Source organism: Streptomyces sp. NPDC093795 (genome assembly GCF_044764665.1).
In the GTDB taxonomy this organism is placed as follows: Bacteria; Actinomycetota; Actinomycetes; order Streptomycetales; family Streptomycetaceae; genus Streptomyces.
On sequence record NZ_JBIWIO010000001.1, the window covers coordinates 665886 to 686772 of the forward strand.

Consider the following 20887-nt stretch of genomic DNA (forward strand, 5'->3'; position numbering starts at 1 on the left):
GGACTGGCCGCCCCTGCCTCCGCCGCCCCCCTCGACGTACGTGAACAGCGCCCGCGAGGTGCATCTGCTGACGAAGGAGCAGGGGGCGACGGTCGACCGCAAGGTGACCGGCATACCCGCCGGTGCCGCCTACATGCGGCTCGAGAGCAGCGGTCCTGACACCCTCATCGTCCACTACCAGACCCGGGCGAACGGTGTTTCCAGCTACCGCGTCGCGCTCGTGGACATCGCCACCGCCTCGGTCACCGAGACGTACGCCGCGCTCAGCACCGGCGCCGCATCCGCGTCCGCCGTGTCGGCGACGCACCTGGCCTGGATCGAGTGGCCCGCCACCGAGACGGCGACGCTCGCGGTGGCCCGCCGGGGCACCACGGACGTCACGCGCACCCCCCTGGGCAAGGCGACCTCCATGAACGTCAAGGTCGTCGGCGACTGGGTCACCTACGCCCAGCTCAACGGACGCGTGGCCACCTCCCCCAACCCTCTCCACGCCCTGACGGCCCGCTCCCTCACCGACCCGCAGCGCACGGTCGAGCTCCTGGACCACGTCGGACACGCCACCCCGACCGCCGACGGCGGGGTGCTCGCCACCGGCGGCACGGTCGAGCAGGGCGGGGGCGTCTACCGGATCGCCCCCGGCGCCGACGGTGTCCCGGTTGCCACGATGACGGCGAGCACGGGTGAGAGCACTGTGCTGGGGGTCGAGAACAGCGACCATCCCCTTCCCGCCGTCGTCGACTTCGCACGCGGCGAGGACGCGTCCCTGTTCTGGTTGTTCGACAGGGCCATGAACGCGCGCGTGGTCATGACCCACAACGCGTCGGGGCGACGCTGGACCTCCGAGACCATCCACCTGGACCGCGCCCACATCGCGGGGACCACCTGGACCGGGATGCTCGACGACAAGACCTCCGCCCCGCTCGGTGACTACACCTGGAAGATGACCGCGAGCCCGCTCAACGGCATCGGGCCGTCGGTGGAGCGGACCGGCGCGCTCAAGGTCACGAGCAAGCCCGCACCGCACGACTTCACGAACAGCGGCACCCCGGACCTGCTCGTCCGGGACAGCGCCGGCCGGGTCATCAACTACGACGCCCGCCAGACGCTCTACGAGACCGGACACTGGGGCAACCCCTCGAAGCGGACCCAGGTGATCATGGGTACCGGCTGGCAGATCTACGACCGCGTCGTGGCCCCCGGCAACCTGGACGCGTCCCCGCACGCCGACGTGATCGCCCGGGACCGGAACGGCCTCCTGTGGTTCTACTCGGGCACCGGCCGCGGCCTCGCCCCGCGGAAGCAGATCGGCTACAGCTGGGGCGTCTACACCCATCTGACCGGCGGCGGCGACCTGACCGGCGACGGCCGGGCCGACCTGGTCGCCACCGACAAGACCGGCGCTCTGTGGCTCTACAAGGGCACGGGCAACGCCGACACCCCCTTCTCGGTACGGAAGAAGATCGGCACCAGCTGGGGCGTCTACAACCGGATCGCCGCCACCGGCAACATCGGTGGCGGCCCGGCCGGAGACCTCGTCGCCCGCGACACCGCCGGCGTCCTCTGGCTCTACCTCGGCAAGGGCGACGGCACGTTCGCACCCCGCATCAAGGTCGGCGGCGGCTGGGACCGCTTCTCCGACATCGTCGGGGTGGGCGGCACCTACGAGACCCTCGCCCTCTACAAGGGCACGGGCGACTGGCGGGCCCCCTTCGGGTCGCGGACCCAGATCTACAACCCGGAGGAACTCGGCACGGGTGCGGTGACCCTCTTCTGAACCGGGACGGCCGCCCGGTCCTGTCCGCGTTCGTGGTCGTAGCATCGGGCGCGTGACCAGCAAGAACTTCGTACTCTTCGACGTCGACGGCACCCTCATGGACGCCGTCGCCAACCAGCGGCGCGTCTGGCACGAGTGGGCCGCGCGGTACGGGCTCGACGGGGACGAGGTGTACGCCGTCGCGCTCCGGACGCGGCCGGTCGAGACGTTCGCGGCCGTGGCGCCGGGGAGCGACCCGGACGAGTGCCTCGCCCTCCTGCACGCGCTGGAGGACGAGGACGTCCGTACGGGGACGTACGCGGCGTTCGACGGGGCCGCCGAGCTGCTCGCCGGCCTGCCGGAGGGCCGGTGGGCGCTGGTGACGTCGAACTACGAGCACCGGGTGAGGGGCCGGTTCGAGCGGACCGGGCTCCCCCTCCCCGGCCTGATCGTGGACGCGGCCTCGGTGGCGGAGGGGAAGCCGTCGCCCGTCCCGTACCTGCTCGCGGCGGAGAAGCTGGGCGCGGACCCGGCGGACTGCCTGGTGATCGAGGACGCGCCGTCCGGGGTGCGGTCCGGCCTCGCGGCCGGGATGACGGTGTGGACGGTCAACACCGAGGCCCCCTCGGCCGGCGCCCACCGGCACTTCAGGTCCCTGGCGGGGGCGGCGCCGGAGATCCTGGCGCTGGTGGAGCGCAGGTCTTAAGGCCGCTTCATTCCCGCTTTCGCAGGCGTCACGGGCCGCGCCAGAGGTTGGCGAAGGCCGTGTTCTCGATGGTCCGCCTCTGGCGTACGGCCTCCAGCTCCATCACGGCGTCGTGGACGGCTGCCACCACGGCCGTCACCGCCTCGTCGGCGAAACCGGGCTCGTCGTCGGATCGTCCGCTGTCGATGCCCACCGCCGAGGCGAGGGCGGCCAGGACGGGTTCCCTTTCCTCCCAGCGGTCGGCCGCCCGGCGGCGGGTGGGCGTGTCGGCCGGTTCCACGCGTTCCGGGGCGAAGGGCAGCCGGCCGCTCCGCTTCCGCGTCAGCTCACCGTCCTCTTCCATCGCGGCCCGGTACGCGGCCGAGAGGTCCCGGCCCCTGCGCCACAGCCAGTCCTCGATCTGCTCGTAGGGCGACTCCAGCGTGAGCTGCGCCGCGGCCTCGCCGAGGAGCCGGTCGTCCGACGCCGACGGCCCGCCCGGCACGATGCGGTCGTCTTCCACGGTGACGGCCCCCGCCCCGATGAGATCGATCAGCTCGGCTCCCGCCAGTGCGAGCGACAGGTCACCCTGCCCCACGGCAGGCCCCGGGCTCGGGTCCATGGCGATGATGAACAGGTCTTTCGCCGTGGTCATGAACGGCTCCCCTCAGAGACATCGACACACGTACGTCCTGAGCGGACAGGCTAGCCGCGCGCGTCCGGCCCGCGCCCGGCCCCCTCAACCACAGCTTCGCAACAGCCACTTGACCGGCGTTCAGTTCGTCAAACCCCTCGGCTACTGTGTCGCCCATGCAGGGGGAACCGGAAAACAATTCCAGTCCGGACAATCTGATCGGCAGCGGGGCCATGCCGCTGGAGGCGGGGGATCCTCGTCAGATCGGGGCGTTCCGGCTGCTCGGCGTGCTCGGGTCCGGGGGTATGGGGCGGGTCTATCTCGGTGCCGTGCCCGGCAAGTTCGCTGCGGTGAAGCGGGTCCTTCCCGTCCTCGCCGAGGACGCGGACTTCCTGAGCCACTTCGGGCACGAGCTGGACAACCTCGCCCGGCTTCCCGGCGGCGCCAACACCAAGCTCCTCGCGAGCGACCGCACGGCGAAGCCGCCGTGGTTCGCCACCGAGTTCATCCCCGGCATCACCCTCAACGAGGCCATCCGGCTGAACGGCGGCCCGCTGCCGGGCGAGGCCCTCTGGCGGCTCCTGCGCGAGGCCGCCGCCGGACTGCGGGTCGTGCACGGCGCCGACATGGTGCACCGCGACCTCAAGCCGTCCAACGTCATGCTCACCTCCTCCGGTCTCTCCCTCATCGACTTCGGCGTCGCGCGCGCCGCCGACCAGAGCCGTCTCACCAAGACCGGCATGGTCATCGGCACCCCCGCCTACATGGCCCCCGAGCAGGCCGTCGCCGACCGGCAGCTGACCGGCGCCGCCGACGTCTTCGCCCTCGGCAGCCTCGTCCTCTACGCGGCCAACGGCCGCCCGCCGTTCGGTGACGGCTCCGGGCCCGGCCTGCTCTACCGCGTCGTCCACGGCGAGCCCGACTTCGGGCGGCTCACCGAGACCGAACCCGAGCTGGCGGCGCTCGTACGGACCTGTTTCGCCAAGGACCCGGCGGACCGGCCCACCGCCGACGAACTCGTGGGGCTCGCCGAGGAGCAGGCGGCCGGTGTCGTGTGGCCGGCGGCCGTCACCGAGCGGATCGACGAGCGGGCCACCTTCGCGGCCGGTGCGCCCACGGCCGAGCAGCTCGCGGAGCTGGAGAAGGCCGAGCCCGCCCAGGACGTGGCGACGGCCCCCCTCACCCCGCAGGGCGGCCGCGAGCCGGCGACCGTCCCGCCCGACCCCGTGTCCGTCACCGGGCAGGCCACGCCCGGCAAGCCGCCGCGGCGGCGCAACCGGTTCGTCGTGCTCGCCGTGCCCGTCGTCGTGGCGACCGGCACCACCCTGACCGTCGCCCTCGGCCCGTACGGGATGGACCGCCTCGGCGCGTCCCCCGGCACCTCGGGGACGCCGTCCTCGGTGGCCTCGCAGCCGGCGAACGTACCCCCGTCGACCGCCGGGACAGGGTCGCCGTCCGCGAAGACCCCGGGCGCCAAGCCGCCGCCCTCCAAGCCGGGCGCCAAGCCGCCGGGGTCCTCCCCCGGCGCACCGCTCCCGCCCCCGCCCGCCGACGGCGGCGGTGCTGTGGGCGGCGGTGGCGGCGGCGCCGTGGGCGGCGGGGACGGAAGCGGTTCAGGAAGCGGTTCGGGCAGCGGATCGGACACCGGCTCCGACAGCGGGTCCGGCACCGACTCCGGCACCGGCACCGTGCCCGACGCCGGGTCGAACCCCACCATCCCCTCCGGCGGTGGAACGACGACCCGTCCCGCTCCCCGGCCCACGACCACCAAGCCGGCACCCCCGCCGGCCACCGGCGGCGGCTCGTCGACCTCGGGGACGTACTCCCTGCAGAACGTCTCCAGCGGTCACTGCCTGGCGGAGAACGACGAGGGCTACGCGCTCATCGTCAACACGTACGAGTGCGGCTCCAAGCCCACCAACGGCGGCTACCTCGCGTACTCCTGGACCTTCTCCCCCGGCGCGAACGGCACCTTCCGGCTCATCGCCAAGGTCTCCGGGAAATGTCTGGAGCGGTCGAGCTCCACGGTCGGCGTCTCCGCCTGCGACGGGTCCAGTGCCCAGTCCTGGAAGACCGGCACCTCGACGTCCGCCGGGCGGACCATCAAGAACATGGAGAACGGCTGGTGCCTGATCCCCGGACCGCCGTTCATGATGACGTACACCTGCGACCCGGGGGACCGCGCGCAGCTCTGGCGGAACATCTCAGCCATGTGAGCGGCGCCGTCCGAAGACGGGGACGGTGACCTCCCCCTCCCGCCGGAAGGCGACCTCCAGCCCCATCCCCACCCGGAGGTCGCCCTCCGGCACACCCACCACCTCCGTCATCATGCGCGGCCCCTCGGCCAGGTCGACGACGGCGGCGACGTACGGCACCCGCTCGCCGAACGGCGGGAGGTCGTTCCGGTGGACGACCGACCAGGTGTAGAGGGTGGCCCGGCCGCTCGCCCGGACCCAGCGGACGTCCTCGCTCCAGCAGTACGGGCAGAACTCGCGCGGGTAGTGGTGGGGCCGGTCGCAGGCCGCGCAGTGGCGCAGGAGCAGGTGTCCTTCGGCGGCGGCGTCCCAGTAGGGGCGGGTGAAGGCGTCGATGTCGGGGGTGGCGGCCGTCATCGGAAGAGTCCGATCGCGGAGTCGAGGGACCAGGTCTGCCAGGACATGGCGAGGAGCGCGACGAGGGAGATGAGCGCCATCATCGCGTTCTGCCCCTGCTCGGCCCAGTCGTGGATCATCAGGACGAGGTAGAGGAGGTTGAGGAGGAGGCCGCCGACGAGGGCGACGGGGGTGAGGAAGCCGATGATCAGGCCCAGGCCGAGGGCGAGTTCGGCGTAGACGACGACGTACGCCATGAGCTTGGGGCGGGGGGCGACGACGGCGTCGAAGCCCTTCCTCACCGGGGGCCACCTGTGCTTGCCCGCGATGTCGGCGGCCCAGGCGATGCCGGTGCCGCGCTCGAACCAGCCCTTCCTGTCCTTGTGGCGCCAGCTCTCCAGCCACCACAGGCCGAGGCCGATGCGGAGGACGGCGAGCCATTCGGCGCCGGTGAGCCAGACGGTCTGCAGCTGCGCCTGCGTCTGCATGCGCGCGTCCTCTCGACGAGCCGGATCTGACGGTACGTCAGTTCAGCGCAGCTCCGCCGTGCAGCGCAAGAGGTGGGCACGCGTGACCGATTCGCAACCGAAACCCCTCCCGGTCGAGACCCACTACGTGTACACGTCATTACGCTCAGCATTCATGGCCACCACCCACCTCGAACCGCCCGTCCACCCCGTGTACGTGATCGGCGGCGGGCCCGGCGGACTCGCCGTCGCCGCCGCTCTGCGCTCACGAGGCGTCCGGGCCGTCGTCCTGGAGAAGTCCGACGCCGTCGGCGCCTCCTGGCGCGCCCACTACGACCGGCTGCGACTGCACACCACCCGGCGGCTCTCCGCCCTGCCCGGTCTGCGGATCCCGCGCTCGTCCGGACGCTGGGTCGCCCGCGCGGACGTGGTGCGCTACCTGGAGGAGTACGCCGAGAAGCACGAGCTGGACGTCGTGACGGGCGTCGAGGTCCTCCGCGTCGAGCGGGCCGGTGAGGAGTGGGTCCTGCACGCCACCGGCGGGCGGCGGCTCATAGCGCGGGCCGTGGTCGTGGCCACCGGCTACAACCACACCCCGCACGTTCCCGAGTGGCCCGGCCGCGACGCGTACAAGGGCGAGCTGAGCCACGCGCGCGCGTACCGCAATCCGGAGCCGTACGCCGGGAAGGACGTGCTCGTCGTCGGCATCGGCAACACCGGCGCCGAGATCGCCGCCGATCTCGCCGAGGGCGGCGCCGCCCGGGTGCGGCTCGCGGTCAGGACCGTGCCCCACATCGTGCGCCGCACGACGGCCGGCTGGCCCGCCCAGCGCTCCGGCATCCTGATACGGCGGCTGCCGGCGGCCCTCGTCGACCGGCTCGGCGCCGTGCTCGCCCGGGTCGCGACGCCCGACCTCACGGCGTACGGGCTGCCCCGGCCGGACACCGGCCTCGCGACCCGGCAGCGGGAGGGCGCGGTGCCGGTGCAGGACGTGGGCCTGATCGACGCCGTACGGGCCGGGAAGGTCGAGATCGTCGCGGCCGTCGAGGCCTTCGAGGGCGGCGAGGTGGTCCTCGCGGACGGGACCCGGATCGCCCCGGACGCGGTGATCGCGGCGACCGGCTACCGGCGGGCCCTTGAGCCGCTCCTCGGGCACCTGGACGTGCTCGACGGGCAGGGGCGGCCGGTGGTGCACGGGGCGCGGTGCCCGCGCGAGGCGCCCGGTCTGTACTTCACGGGGTTCACGAACCCGATCAGCGGGATGCTCCGGGAGCTGGCGATCGACGCGGAGAGGATCGCGCGCCGGATCGCACGTCGGACTGGTCGGGGGACTGCGCGCCGGACTGCGCGCCGCCGGAAGTAAGGACGTGAGGCAGGTCCGTCCGCGCACACCCATTCCTGACTGGCCGTCAGTTCGCTAATCTGACTAAGCGTCAGGTCTGTTGTCATGGGCGGAAGGGTGGAGCGGAACGATGCTCGGATCGACTCACGGCACCTTCACCACCGGTCTCCGCGCCCGCGTGGTCGCCTGCGGGGAGCCTCCCCTGTCCGCCGTGCACGGTGTCACCGCCGTCGCCGGTGACCTGGACGTCAGCGGGCGCCCGCTGCACGCCCCCGTACCGGACCTGGACCGGTTCTTCCGGCCCGAGTCCGTCGCCGTCGTCGGCGCCTCCGACACCGAGGGCCGGCCCAACACGGGGATCACCCGGCAGCTGCTCGCCTGGGCCGAGCGGGTCGGGGCGCGGATCCATCCGGTCAACCCGACCCGTACCAGCGTGTTCGGGATCGACTGCGTGCCCTCCGTCGGCGCGCTCACCGAGCCCGTCGACCTCGCCGTGCTGCTCGTCGCGGACCCGCTGCCGGTCATCGAGGAACTCGCCGCGACCAAGGTCAGGTTCGCGGTCGCCTTCGCCTCCGGGTTCGCCGAGACCGGGGAGGCCGGGGCCGCCGCGCAGGAACGTCTCGCCGCCGCCGTACGCCGCTCGGGCATCCGGCTCCTCGGCCCCAACACCAACCTCAACGCCTTCGAGCGCTTCCGCGAGGACCTCGACGGGCCCGCCGTCGCGCTCATCACCCAGTCCGGGCACCAGGGGCGGCCCGTCTTCACCCTCCAGGAGCTGGGCGTCCGCCTCTCCCACTGGGCGCCCACCGGCAACGAGGCCGATCTGGAGACCGCCGACTTCCTCTCGTACTTCGCCGGTCGGCCCGAGGTCGGTGCCATCGCCTGTTACGTCGAGGGGCTCAAGGACGGCCGTTCCTTCCTCCTCGCCGCCGACCGCGCCGCCCGCAACGGCGTCCCCGTCGTCGCCGTGAAGGTCGGAAGGACCGAGACCGGGGCCCGTACCGCCGCCTCCCACACCGGCAAGCTCACCGGCGCCGACCAGGTCGTCGACGCGGCCATGCGCCAGTTCGGGGTGATCCGCGTCGACGGGCTCGACCAGCTCCAGGACACGGCGACGCTGCTCGCCCGCGCGCGCCGGCCCGTCGCGGAGGGGGTCGTCGTCTACTCGATCTCCGGCGGTACGGGTGCCCACTTCGCCGACCTGGCCACGGCGGCGGGGCTCGACCTCCCGCCCCTCCCGCAGGCGAAGCAGGACGAGCTGCACCAGTGGATACCCGAGTACCTGAACGTCGCCAACCCCGTCGACAACGGCGGGCACCCGGTGGGCGACTGGCGCGGCCGGAAGATCATCGACGCGATCCTCGCGGACCCCTCCGTCGGCGTCCTGATCTGTCCGATCACCGGCCCCTTCCCGCCGATGAGCGACAGGCTCGCCCAGGACCTCGCCGACGCCGCAGAGGCGACGGACAAGCTGGTGTGCGTGATCTGGGGTTCGCCGGTCGGTACGGAGGACGCGTACCGCACGACCCTCCTCGGCTCCTCGCGCCTCGCCACCTTCCGTACGTTCTCCAACTGCATCGGGGCCGTGAAGGCCTACCTCGACCACCACCGCTTCACCACCGGCTACCGCTCCCCCTTCGACGAGGCGCCCCGCACGCCCTCCCCGTCCCTCCGCAAGGCCCAGGCCCTCATTCGGCCCGGGCGGCGGCTCAGCGAGCACGCGGCGAAGCAGCTGCTGCGGGCGTACGGGATACGGGTGCCGCGCGAGCAGCTCGTCACGAGCGCGGCGGCGGCCGTGCGGGCGGCCGGGCTCGTCGGGTACCCGGTGGTGATGAAGGCGTCGGGCACCCAGCTCGCCCACAAGACCGAACTGGGGCTCGTCAAGGTCGGCCTGACCTCGGCCAGCCAGGTACGGGACGCGTACCGCGAACTCACCGACATCGCCCGCTTCGAGTCGATCGACCTCGACGGCATCCTGGTCTGCCAGATGGTGGGGCGCGGGGTCGAGATGGTGGTGGGCGTGACCCACGACGACCTGTTCGGCCCGACGGTGACGGTCGGTCTCGGCGGGGTCCTGGTGGAGGTCCTGAACGACACGGCCGTACGCGTGCCGCCCTTCGGTGAGCGGGAGGCCCGCTCGATGCTGGCCGAGCTGCGGGGCCGGGCGCTCCTCGACGGGGTACGGGGAGCCGCGCCGGCCGACGTCGACGCGCTCGTCGAGGTGGTCCTCCGGGTGCAGCGGATGGCCCTCGAACTCGACGGGGACCTCGCGGAGCTGGACATCAACCCGTTGATGGTGCTGCCGCGCGGGCAGGGCGCGGTGGCCCTGGACGCGCTCGCGGTCTGCCGATAGGAGGACTTTGTGGACGAGGTCGCGCACGAGGCCAGGCCCGAGGCCCTGCCCGAGGTCCTGCCCGAGGTCCTGAACGCCCTTGAGAACGGCGTCTCGTGGATCACGCTCAACCGCCCCGAGGCGATGAACGCGGTCACCTGGGAGCAGCGGGAGCGGATCATCGCCCTGCTCGCGGAGGCGTCGGCCGACCCGGACGTCCGGGCGGTGGTCGTCACCGCCACGGGCCGGGGCTTCTGCGCGGGCGCGGACCTGCGGGGCGGTCCGGCTGTCGCGGAGCAGGTCGCCGGGGACGTGGCCCGGATGATCCGGCTCGGGGCGCAGCGGTTCATCGGGGCCGTACTGGACTGTGAGAAGCCGGTGATCGCGGCGGTGAACGGTACGGCGGCGGGGATCGGGGCGCATCTCGCCTTCGCGTGCGACCTGGTGCTCGCGGCGGATTCGGCGCGTTTCATCGAGGTGTTCGTACGGCGGGGGCTCGTCCCGGACGGGGGTGGGGCGTATCTGCTGCCGAGGCTGATCGGGCCGCAGCGGGCGAAGGAGCTGATGTTCTTCGGGGACGCGGTGGCGGCGGCGGAGGCGCGGGAACTGGGCCTGGTGAACCGGGTCGTCCCGGCGGAGGACCTGGAGAAGACGGCCCGGGAGTGGGCCGAACGCCTGGCCCGGGGCCCCACGCGCGCCCTGGCCCTCACCAAGCAACTGGTGAACGCGTCCCTGGACGTGGACCGCGCGACGGCCTTCGCGGCGGAGGCGGTGGCGCAGGAGCTGAACATGACGACGAGGGACGCGCGGGAGGGGGTGGCGAGCTTCGTGGAGCGGCGGGAGGCGGGGTTCGAGGGGCGGTAGCGGGGGCTGTCTTACCTGGGCCTTATGGTGTGCAGCGCATATGCCACACACTGCCGCTCCGGGGGGAACGGAATGCCCAACTCCGCGCGCTCGCGCGAAAAGTCCCGAAGATCCAGAAGATCTCTGCTTCTGGTTCCCGCCCTGCTGACGGCCCTCCTGGGCCCTCTGCTCCCGACGGGCACGGCCCTGGCGGCGACGCCGGCACCGACCGTACCGACGGCGAGCGCGGCACCCGCGCCGGAACCGGAGCCGACGACTCCCGCGCCCGAACCGTCCACGACGACGGGCCCGACACCGACGCCGACGGTCGAGCCGTCACCGGACCCGACGGAACCCACCGCCGGCCCCTGCCCCGCCCTGCCGCTCGCCCCGTTCGGCGACCCGGGCGACGCGATCGGCCACGCGACCTTGGCGCCGGGCGAGGCCGCCTGCTTCACGATCACCGTGGAGAAGCCGGGCCCGCACCAGCTCCGTCTCCAGGGCTACGGCGTGGGCCTTGAGCTCTACGACGCCGACACCGAACTGGACTGCTTCGATCCCACCACCTACGGGCGCGACCAGTGCCGGCCGACGCGAGCGGGTGCCCACACGCTGCGGGTCACCAACAACGGCTCGTCCCAGGTGTCCGCCGCGTTCGCCGTCGTGCCCCTCGCGCCGACCGAGGCGTGCGGCACCGAGGTGAGCACCCGCTACGACGCGGAGCCCGTGACCGGCCGGGCGGTCAGCCCGCTCGCCGTCCTCTGCCAGAGCTTCACCGGGCAGCCGGGCGAGCGGATCACTGTCGAGACCAAGGCCGAAGGCGGCCGGGCGGGTTCGTGGATCACCGACGGGACCGGGGAGCGGATCTGCCCCCGGTTCGACTCGGGCGACAGCACCGGCTGCGTGCTCCCCGGCCACGGGCCCTACCGGGTTCTGACCACGGTGGGGAGCGACAGCGGCGTCTTCCCCGTCACGTACACGCAGAAGATCCGCCGGCTCTCCGACCCCGTCGGGTGCGCCACCCTGGCGGTCCACGACTTCGGTTCCGTTCCCGGCACGTCGCCGGGAACGGCGTGCGCCACCTTCACCCCCACCGCCACGGCCCCGCACACCGTCCTCGGCGTCGGCGACTCCTCGGCACAGCGGCTCGCCGTGTACCGGCCGGACGGCAGCACCGCCTGCCAGGCCTGGTCGGAGACCTGTTCCCTCACGGCCGGCACCCGCTATACCGTCGTCACGGAGAAGCCGGTCGTGATCTTCGACCGTTCGTCCGGCGCCGGCTGCACCACCGCCACCCTCGGCGGGACCACGGAGGGCACGTTCGACGCGGTCGGCGAGATCGACTGTCTGACGCTGCCGCTGCCCGAAGGCGCACACCTGGCCGCTCTGCGGTCGTACGGCCGCCCCGCGCCGTCCCCCGAAGTGACGGTCGTCGACGCGACCGGCACGGACGTATGCGCCCCGGACGCGGTGGAGGCCGGAGCTTGCGAGCTGACCGGACCCGCTCCGTACCGTGCCCTGGTCACCATGTACGGCACCCACATCGGCTCCCCGACCATGACGGGCACCTACCACGTCGCCTTCCACCGCACCGACGCCGAGAGCGCCTGTCCCGTGCTCCCGGCGGGCGACTTCACGGCTGGCAGTCCCCGGGCACGGGTCACGATCGGGGAGGGGGGCTTCGCCCAGTGTCTCTCCGTCCCCGCTGACGACCACACCACCGGCGAGATCTTCGCGTTCGACGGCTCCGGCTGGTGGAAGACCATGTCGGTCTTCGACTCGACCGGGCAGCGGGTCTGCTCCATGGAGTCGGCCGGATGGACCTCGTGCGACCTCACGCCGGGGCTCGCCCATACGGTCCTTCTCTCCGGCGTCGACTGGGGCGCCACCCACACCCTGTCCCGCCGCGACGTCACCGCCACCACGCGCGGCTGTGTCACGAGCCCGGCCAAGGCCGTCGGCGGCCCGTCGATCAGCGGGGTCACGGCCCCGCCGGGGACCCTCCTGTGCCATCAGGTGACCACGGCGGACGCCGGGGACACCCTGCATCTCAACATCCGCGACGCGCAGGGCTACGTACGGTTCCAGGTGTCCGACGCGAACGGCGCGTTCGTCTGCGGCTACTACTCGAAGGGCTGCTCACCCAGCGGCTCCACCCACTACCAGGTCCTCTTCGAGGCCCCTCAGAGCACGACGGCCACACCCCCCTACCGCCTCGACGCCCTGCGCATCGGTACGGCGGCCGGGCCCGCGCCCGGATGCGTCAAGGTCCCGAACGTCAGCTACGGCTTCGGCCCGCTCGTCGGCACCCTGAGCGAGGACCACACCGCGATCTGCGCGGTGTTGCCCACCGCCTCGGGCGACACGTTCGACCTGACGTTCACGCCGGCGGGCTCCTTCGAGCAGTCCCCGAAGCCCTGGCTCTACCGGCAGTCGGGCTCGCCGAACCTCTGCCACGGGTCGTACACCGACGAGGGCGAGAAGTACTCCTGCTCCGTCACGAGGGAGTCCCCCCGGGTGGCCACTCCGACGACGCTGCTCCTCACCGTCCCCGTGCAGCCCGCTCGGGCGACCACGGCCGTGCGGGCCTCGTTCACGTGCGCCGACACGATCTGCGGCACGGACAAGCCGACCATCGGCACCGTGGGCCCCACGACGGGTGGCGCGGGAAAGATCACCGTCACCCTCACCGGCACCGCGCTCCACGAGAACGACCAGGTGGCGGTCCTCGGGACGGACGGCAAGTGGCGCCGGTCCACGACGGTGTCGGTCGCGCCGGACCGGCGCAGCCTGACGGCGGCCCTCGATCTGACGGGTGTGAGCCTCGGCGCGCGCGGCCTGAGCGTATTCACGCACGACGGCTGGCAGTACGCCAAGGGCACGTTCACCGTCGTCGCCCCGCTCCGCAACACCGCCGCGCCCGGCATCTCCGGTACGGCGGTCGTCGGCGGGAAGGTGACGGCGAGGGCCGGTTCGTGGTCGCTGCCGGTGGACTCGCTCGCGTACCAGTGGCGGGCCAACGGCGTCGCCATCGCCGGCGCCACGGCCTCCACGTACATCCTGCCGTCGACGCTCTTCGGCAAGCAGCTGTCCCTGGCCGTGACCGCCCGTAAGGCCGGGCATCCCGTCGTCACGGCGGTCAGTGGGTACCTCGTCGTCAAGGGCATCGCGCCCAAGGCCACCCGGGCGCCGTACGTCTCCGGCGCCGCCCGGGTCGGCAGCAGGGCGTCGGCCGTGGTCGGGGCCTGGTCGCCCGCGCCGACCTCGTACGCCTACCAGTGGCGGGCCAACGGCGTGGCGATCTCCGGGGCCACGGCGTCCTCGTACGTGCCCGCCGCCTCCGTCCTCGGCAAGAAGCTCAGCGTGACGGTCACCGCGCACCGCACCGGGCACCTCAGCGGCGCGGCGACGACGGCCGGGGTCACGGTCGCGGCCGGCCTCGCGCCGAAGGTGACCGGCGCGCCGTACGTCACCGGCACGGTCAGGGTCGGGCGGACGCTCACCCTGAACCGGGGGACGTGGACGCCGGCGCCGACCTCGTACGCCTACCAGTGGTACGCGAACGGGCGGGCGGTCAGCGGAGCCACGAAGGGCTGGTTCACGCCGACATCGGCACAGCGCGGGACGAAGATCACCGTACGGGTGACGGCCTACCGGACCGGCCACTACGCCGGTGTCGCGTGGACGCGCCCCACGGGGACGGTCGCCGGCTGACCCACCCTGTTCCACTGCCCCCGGTGGCGACGGTCGTCCGTCGCCACCGGGGGCTTCCTATCTGACGGCTCGTCAGTTTCAATGACGGGGTGATGGGACACGCGGGGATGGCGGCCACCGCCGTCCGACACCTGAGAGCGGCCGGTTCGCCGACGGCCGTGGAACCACTGCCCCGGCCGGCCCTGCGCGCGGTACGGGAGGACGAGCGGCCACCCGTCGACCCGGCCGAGTTCCGCCGCGTCCTCGGCCACTTCGCGAGCGGGGTCACGATCGTGACGGCCCTCGACGCCGAAGGCCCGGCGGGCTTCGCCTGCCAGTCCTTCGCCTCGCTCTCCCTCGACCCGCCCCTGGTCGCCTTCATGGTCGCCCGTACGTCGACGACCTGGCCCCGGATCGCGGCGGCCGGGACCTTCTGTGTCAACGTCCTCGGCGCCGACCAGGGCGGTCTCTGCCGGGCGTTCGCGGTGAGCGGCGCCGACAAGTTCGCGGGCGTGGACTGGCTCCCGGCCCCGTCCACCGGCTCACCGCGCCTGCCCGGCGCCCCCGCCTGGATCGACTGCGCGATCACGACGGTCCACACGGGCGGCGACCATCTGATCGTGGTGGGGCGGGTGGAGGGCCTGGGCGCGGCGGAGGACGGGGACCCGCTGCTGTTCCACCGGGGGCGGTTCGGGCGGTTCAGCGGGTAGGGGCGGGCGTCAGCCCTGCGCGTACAGCACGATCCCGCCCGGCGTCAGCCCTGCGCGTACAGCACGATCCCGCCCGGCGTCAGCCCTGCGCGTACAGCACGATCCCGCCCACCGTGAAGACGCTCACCACGGCGAGCGTGCCCCACAGCAGCAGCGACACGAAGTAACCCTGCCGGGCCTGTCGGGTGAGGAGCGCCGCCACGGCGAGTACCGCCCAGCCCGCGAGCCACCCCCACACCCCGACGAGCGGCGCGAGGAGTGCTCCGGCGAGGGCCGCGAGGGACAGCTGCCACCAGACGGGCCGGCCCCCGAACTTCCGCCCCAGGTCCTCACCGAGCAGCACCACCGGCAGGACGAGCACCGCGGACACCGCGAACGCCGCGAGGATGCCGAAGGTCGCCACGAACGGCAGCGCCAGCAGGATGAGCCCTCCGCCGGCCGTCTCGTCCCCGGGCGCCGGTTCCGTGGTCAGGCCGACCACCATCAGCACGGCGAGCGCCGCCCCGGCCTCCAGCGTCAGCGCCAGTGTCGAGACCCTCAGCATCCGGGCGTGCGTCCGCCCCAAGTCAGGACCGCTCACGCGATCACCCCCCGGGGATCATCATGCCGGTGTCTTCCTCCGGAAGCCGCGCCGGCCGGAGCGTCGGGTGATCAGTCCGGCCGCCGTCAGGGCCGCCTCGACCAGCAGCACCAGCACCGACACCCGCACCATCCGGCCCACCGTCCGGCCGCCGTCCACATCACCCACCTGCGATCACCTCCTCTGTCGACCATCCACACCATCATGCGGCCTTCAGGGTCGGCAGCTCCGTCCGGGAGCGTCGGATGACCAGCGCCATCAGGGCCGCCGCCGCGCACAGCGCGCCCGACGCGTACCAGACGACGTCGTACGAGCCGAAGACGTCGCGGGCCACACCGCCCGCGAACGCGACGGCCGCCGCGCCGATCTGGTGCGAGGCGAGGACCCAGCCGAAGACGATCGCCGAGTCATCGCCGTAGTGCTCGCGGCAGAGGGCGATCGTCGGCGGGACCGTGGCCACCCAGTCCAGGCCGTAGAAGACGATGAAGAACAGCATCGGCGGGTGCACGCTCGGCGCGAGCAGCATCGGCAGGAAGAGGAGGGAGACGCCGCGGAGCGCGTAGTAGACGGCGAGCAGGCGGCGGGCCTCGAAGCGGTCCGTGAACCAGCCGGAGGCGATCGTGCCGACGACGTCGAAGACGCCGATCACCGCCAGGAGCCCGGCCGCCGCCGTGAGGGGCATGCCGTGGTCGTGCGCTGCGGGCACGAAGTGCGTCTTGACCAGGCCGTTCGTGGAGGCGCCGCAGATCGCGAAGGAGCCGGCGAGCAGCCAGAAGGGGCCGGTGCGGGCGGCCTTGAGGAGGACGGTGACCGCGCGGCGGGCCGCGCCCGTCACCGGGGCGGGCTTCTCGGCGTACTCCCCGCCGTACGGGGCGAGTCCGACGTCCGCGGGGTGGTCGCGAAGCAGCAGCCATACGAAGGGGACGACCGCGAGCGCGGCGAGCGCCACGGTCACGGCGGCCGGGCGCCAGCCCTGGTTCTCGACCAGCCAGGACAGGAGCGGGAGGAAGACCAGCTGCCCTGAGGCGCCCGCCGCCGTGAGGATGCCGGTCACCAGGCCCCGGCGGCCGACGAACCAGCGGTTGGTGACGGTCGCGGCGAACGCGAGGGCCATCGAGCCGCTGCCCAGGCCGACGAGGACGCCCCAGTACAGGACCAGCTGCCAGGCGGCCGTCATCCACACGGTGAGCAGCGAGCCGACGGAGATGATCGTCAGCGCGACGGCGACGACCCGGCGGATGCCGAAGCGGTCCATGAGGGCGGCGGCGAAGGGGGCCGTGAGGCCGTAGAGGGCCAGGTTCACCGAGACGGCGAAGCCGATCGTGCCCCGCGACCAGTCGAACGCGTCGTGCAGCGGCTCGATCAGGAGGCCCGGCAGGGACGCGAAGGCCGCCGCGCCGATGATCGTGACGAACGTGACCGCCGCGACGAACCAGGCGCGGTGGATCCGGGGGGTGCGGAGGCCGCTCGGGGCGCTGGGGATACGGGGGGCCTTGCCGTCGGGCGTACGGTCGGGCGTCTCGGTTGTCTGGGCCATGCCACCGAGCCTCCCGTCCCCGCCGCGCCCCCGCCATTGGCCCGAATGACAGGTTTGCAAAGGATCGGGACACAAGGATCGGGACACAAGGATCGGGACACCATGGCCGGCCGAGGGTCCGCCCCCGGCCGACCGACGTCTACACCCTCGGCAGCGTCCTGATCGGGCGTACCACCAGCAACGCCCCCACCACGAGCACCGCGGCCCCCGCCCCCGCGAGCAGCACCTCCTCCGTGCCGACCGCCGCCGCCACCGGCCCCGACAGGGTGCGGCCGACGCCCATCATCAGGAGCGAGCCGGCCACGTCGTACGCGTGCATCCGGTTCAGGGCCTCCTGCGGTACGTGCGTCTGGACGGCCGTCGACCACATCACCAGCCAGAACGCGAAGGCCGCCCCGCCGATGAACTGGCCCGCGCCGAGCAGCGCCACGGGCGCGCCGAGACCGAGCAGGGCGAGGTTCACGGGGAGGCCGAGGAGGGCCGTCGCGCCCGCCGCGAGCGGGGTGCGCGGGCGCAGCCTGAGCGCGAGCAGGCCGCCGACGGCGCTGCCTGCGCCGTTGACGGCCATGAGCACGCCGTACGTGGCCGAGCCGTGGTCCGCGGTGACCAGGCTCGCGGTGAGCGGCACCATGGGTCCCGCGACGGTCAGCCCGTACACCGTCCAGATGGAGATGACCCCCCAGAGCCAGCTCCTCGATCGGAACTCGCGCCAGCCTCCGGCGAGTTCGGTGCCGAGTGAGGCGCGCCGCAGGGTGTCGGACGGGAGGGGCGGGACGCGCATGAGGGCGAGGCAGAGCGCGCTGACCGCGAACGTCACGCCATTGACGGCGAAGGCGGCGCCCGCGTTCCACAGGGCGACGAGCAGGCCGGCGGCGGCCGGGCCCGCCATGGTCATGAGGGCTTCGACGACCCGCAGGACGGCGTTGGCGCGCTGCACGTCGGGGGCGATGCGCGGGATGGTGGAGGCGACGCCCGGCTGGAAGAGGGCGGCGCCCATGCCTGCGGCGACGGAGAGGACGTACACCGCCCACAGGGGTGGGCTGCCGAGCGTGAAGGAGACGGCGAGGACGGCGGCTCCCGGCAGCCGGAGCAGATCGGCGAGGATCATCATGCGGCGGGCGGTGAACCGGTCGGCGAGGACGCCGCCGAAGAGCACGAAGAGCGCGAAGGCGGCCGTCCAGCCGCCGAGCGCGTAGCCGACGGTGGAGCCGGGGTGGCCGGCGCCGAGGAGTCCGGCGGCGAAGGCGACGGGGACCATGCCCTCGCCGAAGACGGCGACGCCCCGGGCGACGAAGAACAGCCGGAAGTCGCGGTTCCAGAGCGCGGGCGGGGCGGGCGGCTCCGGTGGGACGGGAATCCGTTCGGCGGCCTCAGACTTGTACGTGTTGTTGTCCGTCACGGACAGCTGGACTACCACCCGTATGGTCTGGACCACCAGTGAATTTCCGGAGGGAGTACCACCCGTGCCGCCGTCGCCGTCGCCGTCGACCCCACCGCACCGCGTCGTCGTTCTCGCGCTGCCCGGTCTCCTCCCCTTCGAGCTGGGCATCCCGCACCGCATCTTCGGCCGCGCCCGCGACGCCGAGGGCCGGCTGCTGTACGAGATCGTCACCTGCGCCCCGGTCGCCGGGCCGGTCCAGACGGACGCCGACTTCTCCATCCACGTCGAGCACGGCCCGGAGGCCCTCGCCACCGCCGACACGGTCGTCGTGCCCGCCTCGTACGAACTCGGCCCCGTCTACGACGAGGGCAGGCTCACCGAGGAGCTGGCGGCCGCGCTCGCCCACATACGGTCAGGGACCCGGCTCGTCTCCATCTGCACCGGCGGGTACGTGCTCGCCGCCGCAGGTCTCCTCGACGGGCGCCCGGCCACCACCCACTGGTCCTCCGCCGAGCACTTCCAGCGTCTCTTCCCGCGCGTACGGGTCGACGCGGACGTCCTGTTCGTCGACGACGGCGACGTCCTCACCTCGGCGGGCGTGGCCGCCGGGATCGACCTGTGCCTGCACATCGTGCGCCGCGACCACGGCACGGCCGTCGCCAACGACGTCGCCCGCAGGACCGTCGTACCGCCGCACCGGGACGGCGGCCAGGCCCAGTACATCGAGCGGCCCCTGCCGGAGGCCGGCACCCACACCACGACCACCGCGCGCGCGTGGGCGCTCGCCCACCTCCACGAGCCGATCCAGCTGCGGGACCTGGCCGGGAAGGAGGCGATGAGCGTACGGACGTTCACCCGCCGCTTCCGTGACGAGGTCGGCGTCAGCCCCGGCCAGTGGCTCACCCAGCAGCGCGTCGAGCGCGCCCGGCACCTGCTCGAATCCACCGGCCTGCCCGTCGACCGGGTCGCGCGGGACGCGGGCTTCGGCACGGCGCAGTCGCTGCGGACGCACCTGATGAGCGCGATCGGGGTGACCCCGACGTCCTACCGGCGCACGTTCCGCACCGGCGCGTCCGCGCCCGCGCCCGCGTCCACGTCCTGACCGGTGTCGGAGGCGGAGGCGGAGGCGGAAGTGTCCGTGGCGGTGGCGGAGGCGCGGGCGCGGGACATCCGCCGCTCCCCCACCGCGCCGACCACCGTCAGGAGCACGGTGAGGCCGACCCCGCACAGGATCGCCGTCGACGGGGCGACGACCTTGAGCAGGCCGCCCGCGAGGGTGCCGCTCGCCGCGTAACCCGCGCCGACCGCCGCGTACATGACCGAGTACCCGGCGGCGAGCGCGGACGGCGGGAGGATCTCCCGCAGCGCCAGGTTCCGGGTGAGCATGGCGGGGGCCATGAGGAGCCCGGACGCGGCGAGGGTGAGGGCGATGCCCACCGTCCAGGGCAGGACGGCGACGAGGGCGACCCCGGCGGTCACGGAGAGGACGAGGACGACGGACTGCACCGGCAGCGGCCCCGGCCAGCCGCTGCCCCGCAGGCCGTACAGGAACGCGCCGACGGCCGAACCGATCGAGAACCCGGCGAGCAGCGGCCCCGCCCAGCCGATGCCGATCCCGCGCTGTTCGAGGAGGGCGGGCAGGATCAGCTCGGCGAGCGCGAGCAGGGTCAGGGCGCCGGCCCCGAGGACGTACACGGGCCAGGCCCGCAGCAGCTCCCGCCGCACCGAGACGCCCTTCTCGGGCGGCTCGGCCGCCCAGCCGACCGGCAGCAGCCACATCCCGGCCACCGAGAGCCCCATCAAGGCGCCCTGGAGGAGCAGCGGTACGGCGGGGCCGGCGCCGAGCGCCAGACCGGTGGCGAGCGCGGGCGCGGCGGCCCAGATCCCGAAGGTCAGCACGGACTCCATGCTCATCGCCTGGGTGACGGACCGTTCCGGGACGAGGCTGGTGAGCAGGGCGCGCAGCCCGCCGGGCACGGCGGCGGGCCCGGCGCCGGCGAGCAGCGCGAGGGCGGCGAGGACGACGGGATGGGCGCCGGGCAGGAGACCGAGCCCGGCGAACCCGGCCGTTCCCGCCGCCAGTCCGGCGACGAGCTGCGGCCGGGCCCGCTCGGCGTTCATGCGGATGCCGAGGACGGGGGAGGCGATGATCTCGCCGAGCACGTACGCGGCCGCGAGCGCGGCCCCGAGCGAGTAGCCGCCGGGCCGCTCCCGTACGAGGAACACGAGCGCGAGCGGCGCCATCGCGACCGGCAACCGGCCGGCGACGGTGACGACGGACCAGGCGAGGACGGGGCGGGTGGCGAGCTCGCGGTAGGACATGCACAGGACCGTACGGC

General features: G+C 73.3%; 17 protein-coding genes. 9 read left to right on the forward strand and 8 right to left on the reverse strand.

What is annotated here, in order from left to right; genetic code table 11:
- Nucleotides 1-40: 40 nt before the first annotated feature.
- Together ACIRB7_RS03205 and ACIRB7_RS03210 are read left to right on the forward strand one after the other, a co-directional pair.
- Nucleotides 41-1774 (forward strand): hypothetical protein, encoded by a 1734-nt coding sequence (locus tag ACIRB7_RS03205; RefSeq protein WP_403591503.1) that lies wholly within the window; start codon nt 41-43, stop codon nt 1772-1774.
- A 52-nt stretch (nt 1775-1826) separates the two neighbouring features.
- On the forward strand, nt 1827-2459 hold the full coding sequence (locus ACIRB7_RS03210; RefSeq protein WP_403591506.1) for an HAD family hydrolase: 633 nt from the start codon (nt 1827-1829) through the stop codon (nt 2457-2459).
- A 28-nt stretch (nt 2460-2487) separates the two neighbouring features.
- Here ACIRB7_RS03210 and ACIRB7_RS03215 read toward each other — a convergent pair whose 3' ends face one another.
- Nucleotides 2488-3093, reverse strand: coding sequence for a GPP34 family phosphoprotein (locus ACIRB7_RS03215; protein WP_403591509.1), 606 nt, complete (start codon nt 3091-3093; stop codon nt 2488-2490).
- A gap of 212 nt (nt 3094-3305) precedes the next feature.
- Here ACIRB7_RS03215 and ACIRB7_RS03220 point away from each other — a divergent pair, with 212 nt between their 5' ends.
- On the forward strand, nt 3306-5288 hold the full coding sequence (locus ACIRB7_RS03220; RefSeq protein WP_403592468.1) for a protein kinase: 1983 nt from the start codon (nt 3306-3308) through the stop codon (nt 5286-5288).
- Here ACIRB7_RS03220 and ACIRB7_RS03225 read toward each other — a convergent pair.
- A complete protein-coding gene (locus tag ACIRB7_RS03225; protein ID WP_403591512.1) occupies nt 5277-5684 on the reverse strand; it encodes a Zn-ribbon domain-containing OB-fold protein in 408 nt (135 codons plus the stop codon). The genes ACIRB7_RS03220 and ACIRB7_RS03225 overlap by 12 nt on opposite strands.
- The gene (locus ACIRB7_RS03230) at nt 5681-6133 is read right to left on the reverse strand and encodes a DoxX family membrane protein (RefSeq protein WP_403592471.1); all 453 of its coding nucleotides are present in this window, start codon (nt 6131-6133) and stop codon (nt 5681-5683) included. The genes ACIRB7_RS03225 and ACIRB7_RS03230 overlap by 4 nt, the downstream gene beginning before the upstream one ends.
- A gap of 172 nt (nt 6134-6305) precedes the next feature.
- On the opposite strand from ACIRB7_RS03230, the gene ACIRB7_RS03235 reads away from it, so the two are divergent.
- The 5 genes from ACIRB7_RS03235 to ACIRB7_RS03255 all read left to right on the forward strand — a co-directional run bounded on the left by ACIRB7_RS03235 (nt 6306) and on the right by ACIRB7_RS03255 (nt 15050).
- Nucleotides 6306-7493 carry a flavin-containing monooxygenase gene (locus ACIRB7_RS03235; RefSeq protein WP_403591515.1) on the forward strand — a complete coding sequence of 396 codons (1188 nt, stop codon included), beginning with the start codon at nt 6306-6308 and terminating at the stop codon, nt 7491-7493.
- 109 nt (nt 7494-7602) lie between these two features.
- The gene (locus tag ACIRB7_RS03240) at nt 7603-9825 is read left to right on the forward strand and encodes an acetate--CoA ligase family protein (RefSeq protein ID WP_403591518.1); all 2223 of its coding nucleotides are present in this window, start codon (nt 7603-7605) and stop codon (nt 9823-9825) included.
- Nucleotides 9826-9948: 123 nt separating this feature from the next.
- The gene (locus tag ACIRB7_RS03245; RefSeq protein ID WP_403592474.1) at nt 9949-10668 is read left to right on the forward strand and encodes an enoyl-CoA hydratase/isomerase family protein; all 720 of its coding nucleotides are present in this window, start codon (nt 9949-9951) and stop codon (nt 10666-10668) included.
- Nucleotides 10669-10740: 72 nt separating this feature from the next.
- Entirely contained in the window at nt 10741-14361 is a 3621-nt protein-coding gene (locus ACIRB7_RS03250) for a hypothetical protein (RefSeq protein ID WP_403591521.1), read from the forward strand.
- 92 nt (nt 14362-14453) lie between these two features.
- Nucleotides 14454-15050, forward strand: coding sequence for a flavin reductase family protein (locus tag ACIRB7_RS03255; protein ID WP_403592476.1), 597 nt, complete (start codon nt 14454-14456; stop codon nt 15048-15050).
- Between the two features lie 79 nt (nt 15051-15129).
- Here ACIRB7_RS03255 and ACIRB7_RS03260 read toward each other — a convergent pair whose 3' ends face one another.
- The 4 genes from ACIRB7_RS03260 to ACIRB7_RS03275 all read right to left on the reverse strand — a co-directional run bounded on the left by ACIRB7_RS03260 (nt 15130) and on the right by ACIRB7_RS03275 (nt 18572).
- Nucleotides 15130-15630 carry a hypothetical protein gene (locus ACIRB7_RS03260; protein WP_403591524.1) on the reverse strand — a complete coding sequence of 167 codons (501 nt, stop codon included), beginning with the start codon at nt 15628-15630 and terminating at the stop codon, nt 15130-15132.
- 21 nt (nt 15631-15651) lie between these two features.
- Complete coding sequence (locus tag ACIRB7_RS03265; protein WP_403591526.1) at nt 15652-15798, reverse strand: hypothetical protein; 147 nt, start codon at nt 15796-15798, stop codon at nt 15652-15654.
- 34 nt (nt 15799-15832) lie between these two features.
- A complete protein-coding gene (locus tag ACIRB7_RS03270; RefSeq protein WP_403591529.1) occupies nt 15833-17167 on the reverse strand; it encodes an MFS transporter in 1335 nt (444 codons plus the stop codon).
- Between the two features lie 139 nt (nt 17168-17306).
- Nucleotides 17307-18572: an MFS transporter gene (locus ACIRB7_RS03275; protein WP_403592479.1), complete on the reverse strand. Its 1266-nt coding sequence runs from the start codon at nt 18570-18572 to the stop codon at nt 17307-17309.
- A 58-nt stretch (nt 18573-18630) separates the two neighbouring features.
- Here ACIRB7_RS03275 and ACIRB7_RS03280 point away from each other — a divergent pair, with 58 nt between their 5' ends.
- The gene (locus ACIRB7_RS03280) at nt 18631-19650 is read left to right on the forward strand and encodes a GlxA family transcriptional regulator (protein ID WP_403591532.1); all 1020 of its coding nucleotides are present in this window, start codon (nt 18631-18633) and stop codon (nt 19648-19650) included.
- On the opposite strand, the gene ACIRB7_RS03285 is transcribed toward ACIRB7_RS03280, so the two are convergent.
- Entirely contained in the window at nt 19593-20870 is a 1278-nt protein-coding gene (locus ACIRB7_RS03285; protein ID WP_403591535.1) for an MFS transporter, read from the reverse strand. The genes ACIRB7_RS03280 and ACIRB7_RS03285 overlap by 58 nt on opposite strands.
- Between the last annotated feature and the right edge of the window lie 17 nt (nt 20871-20887).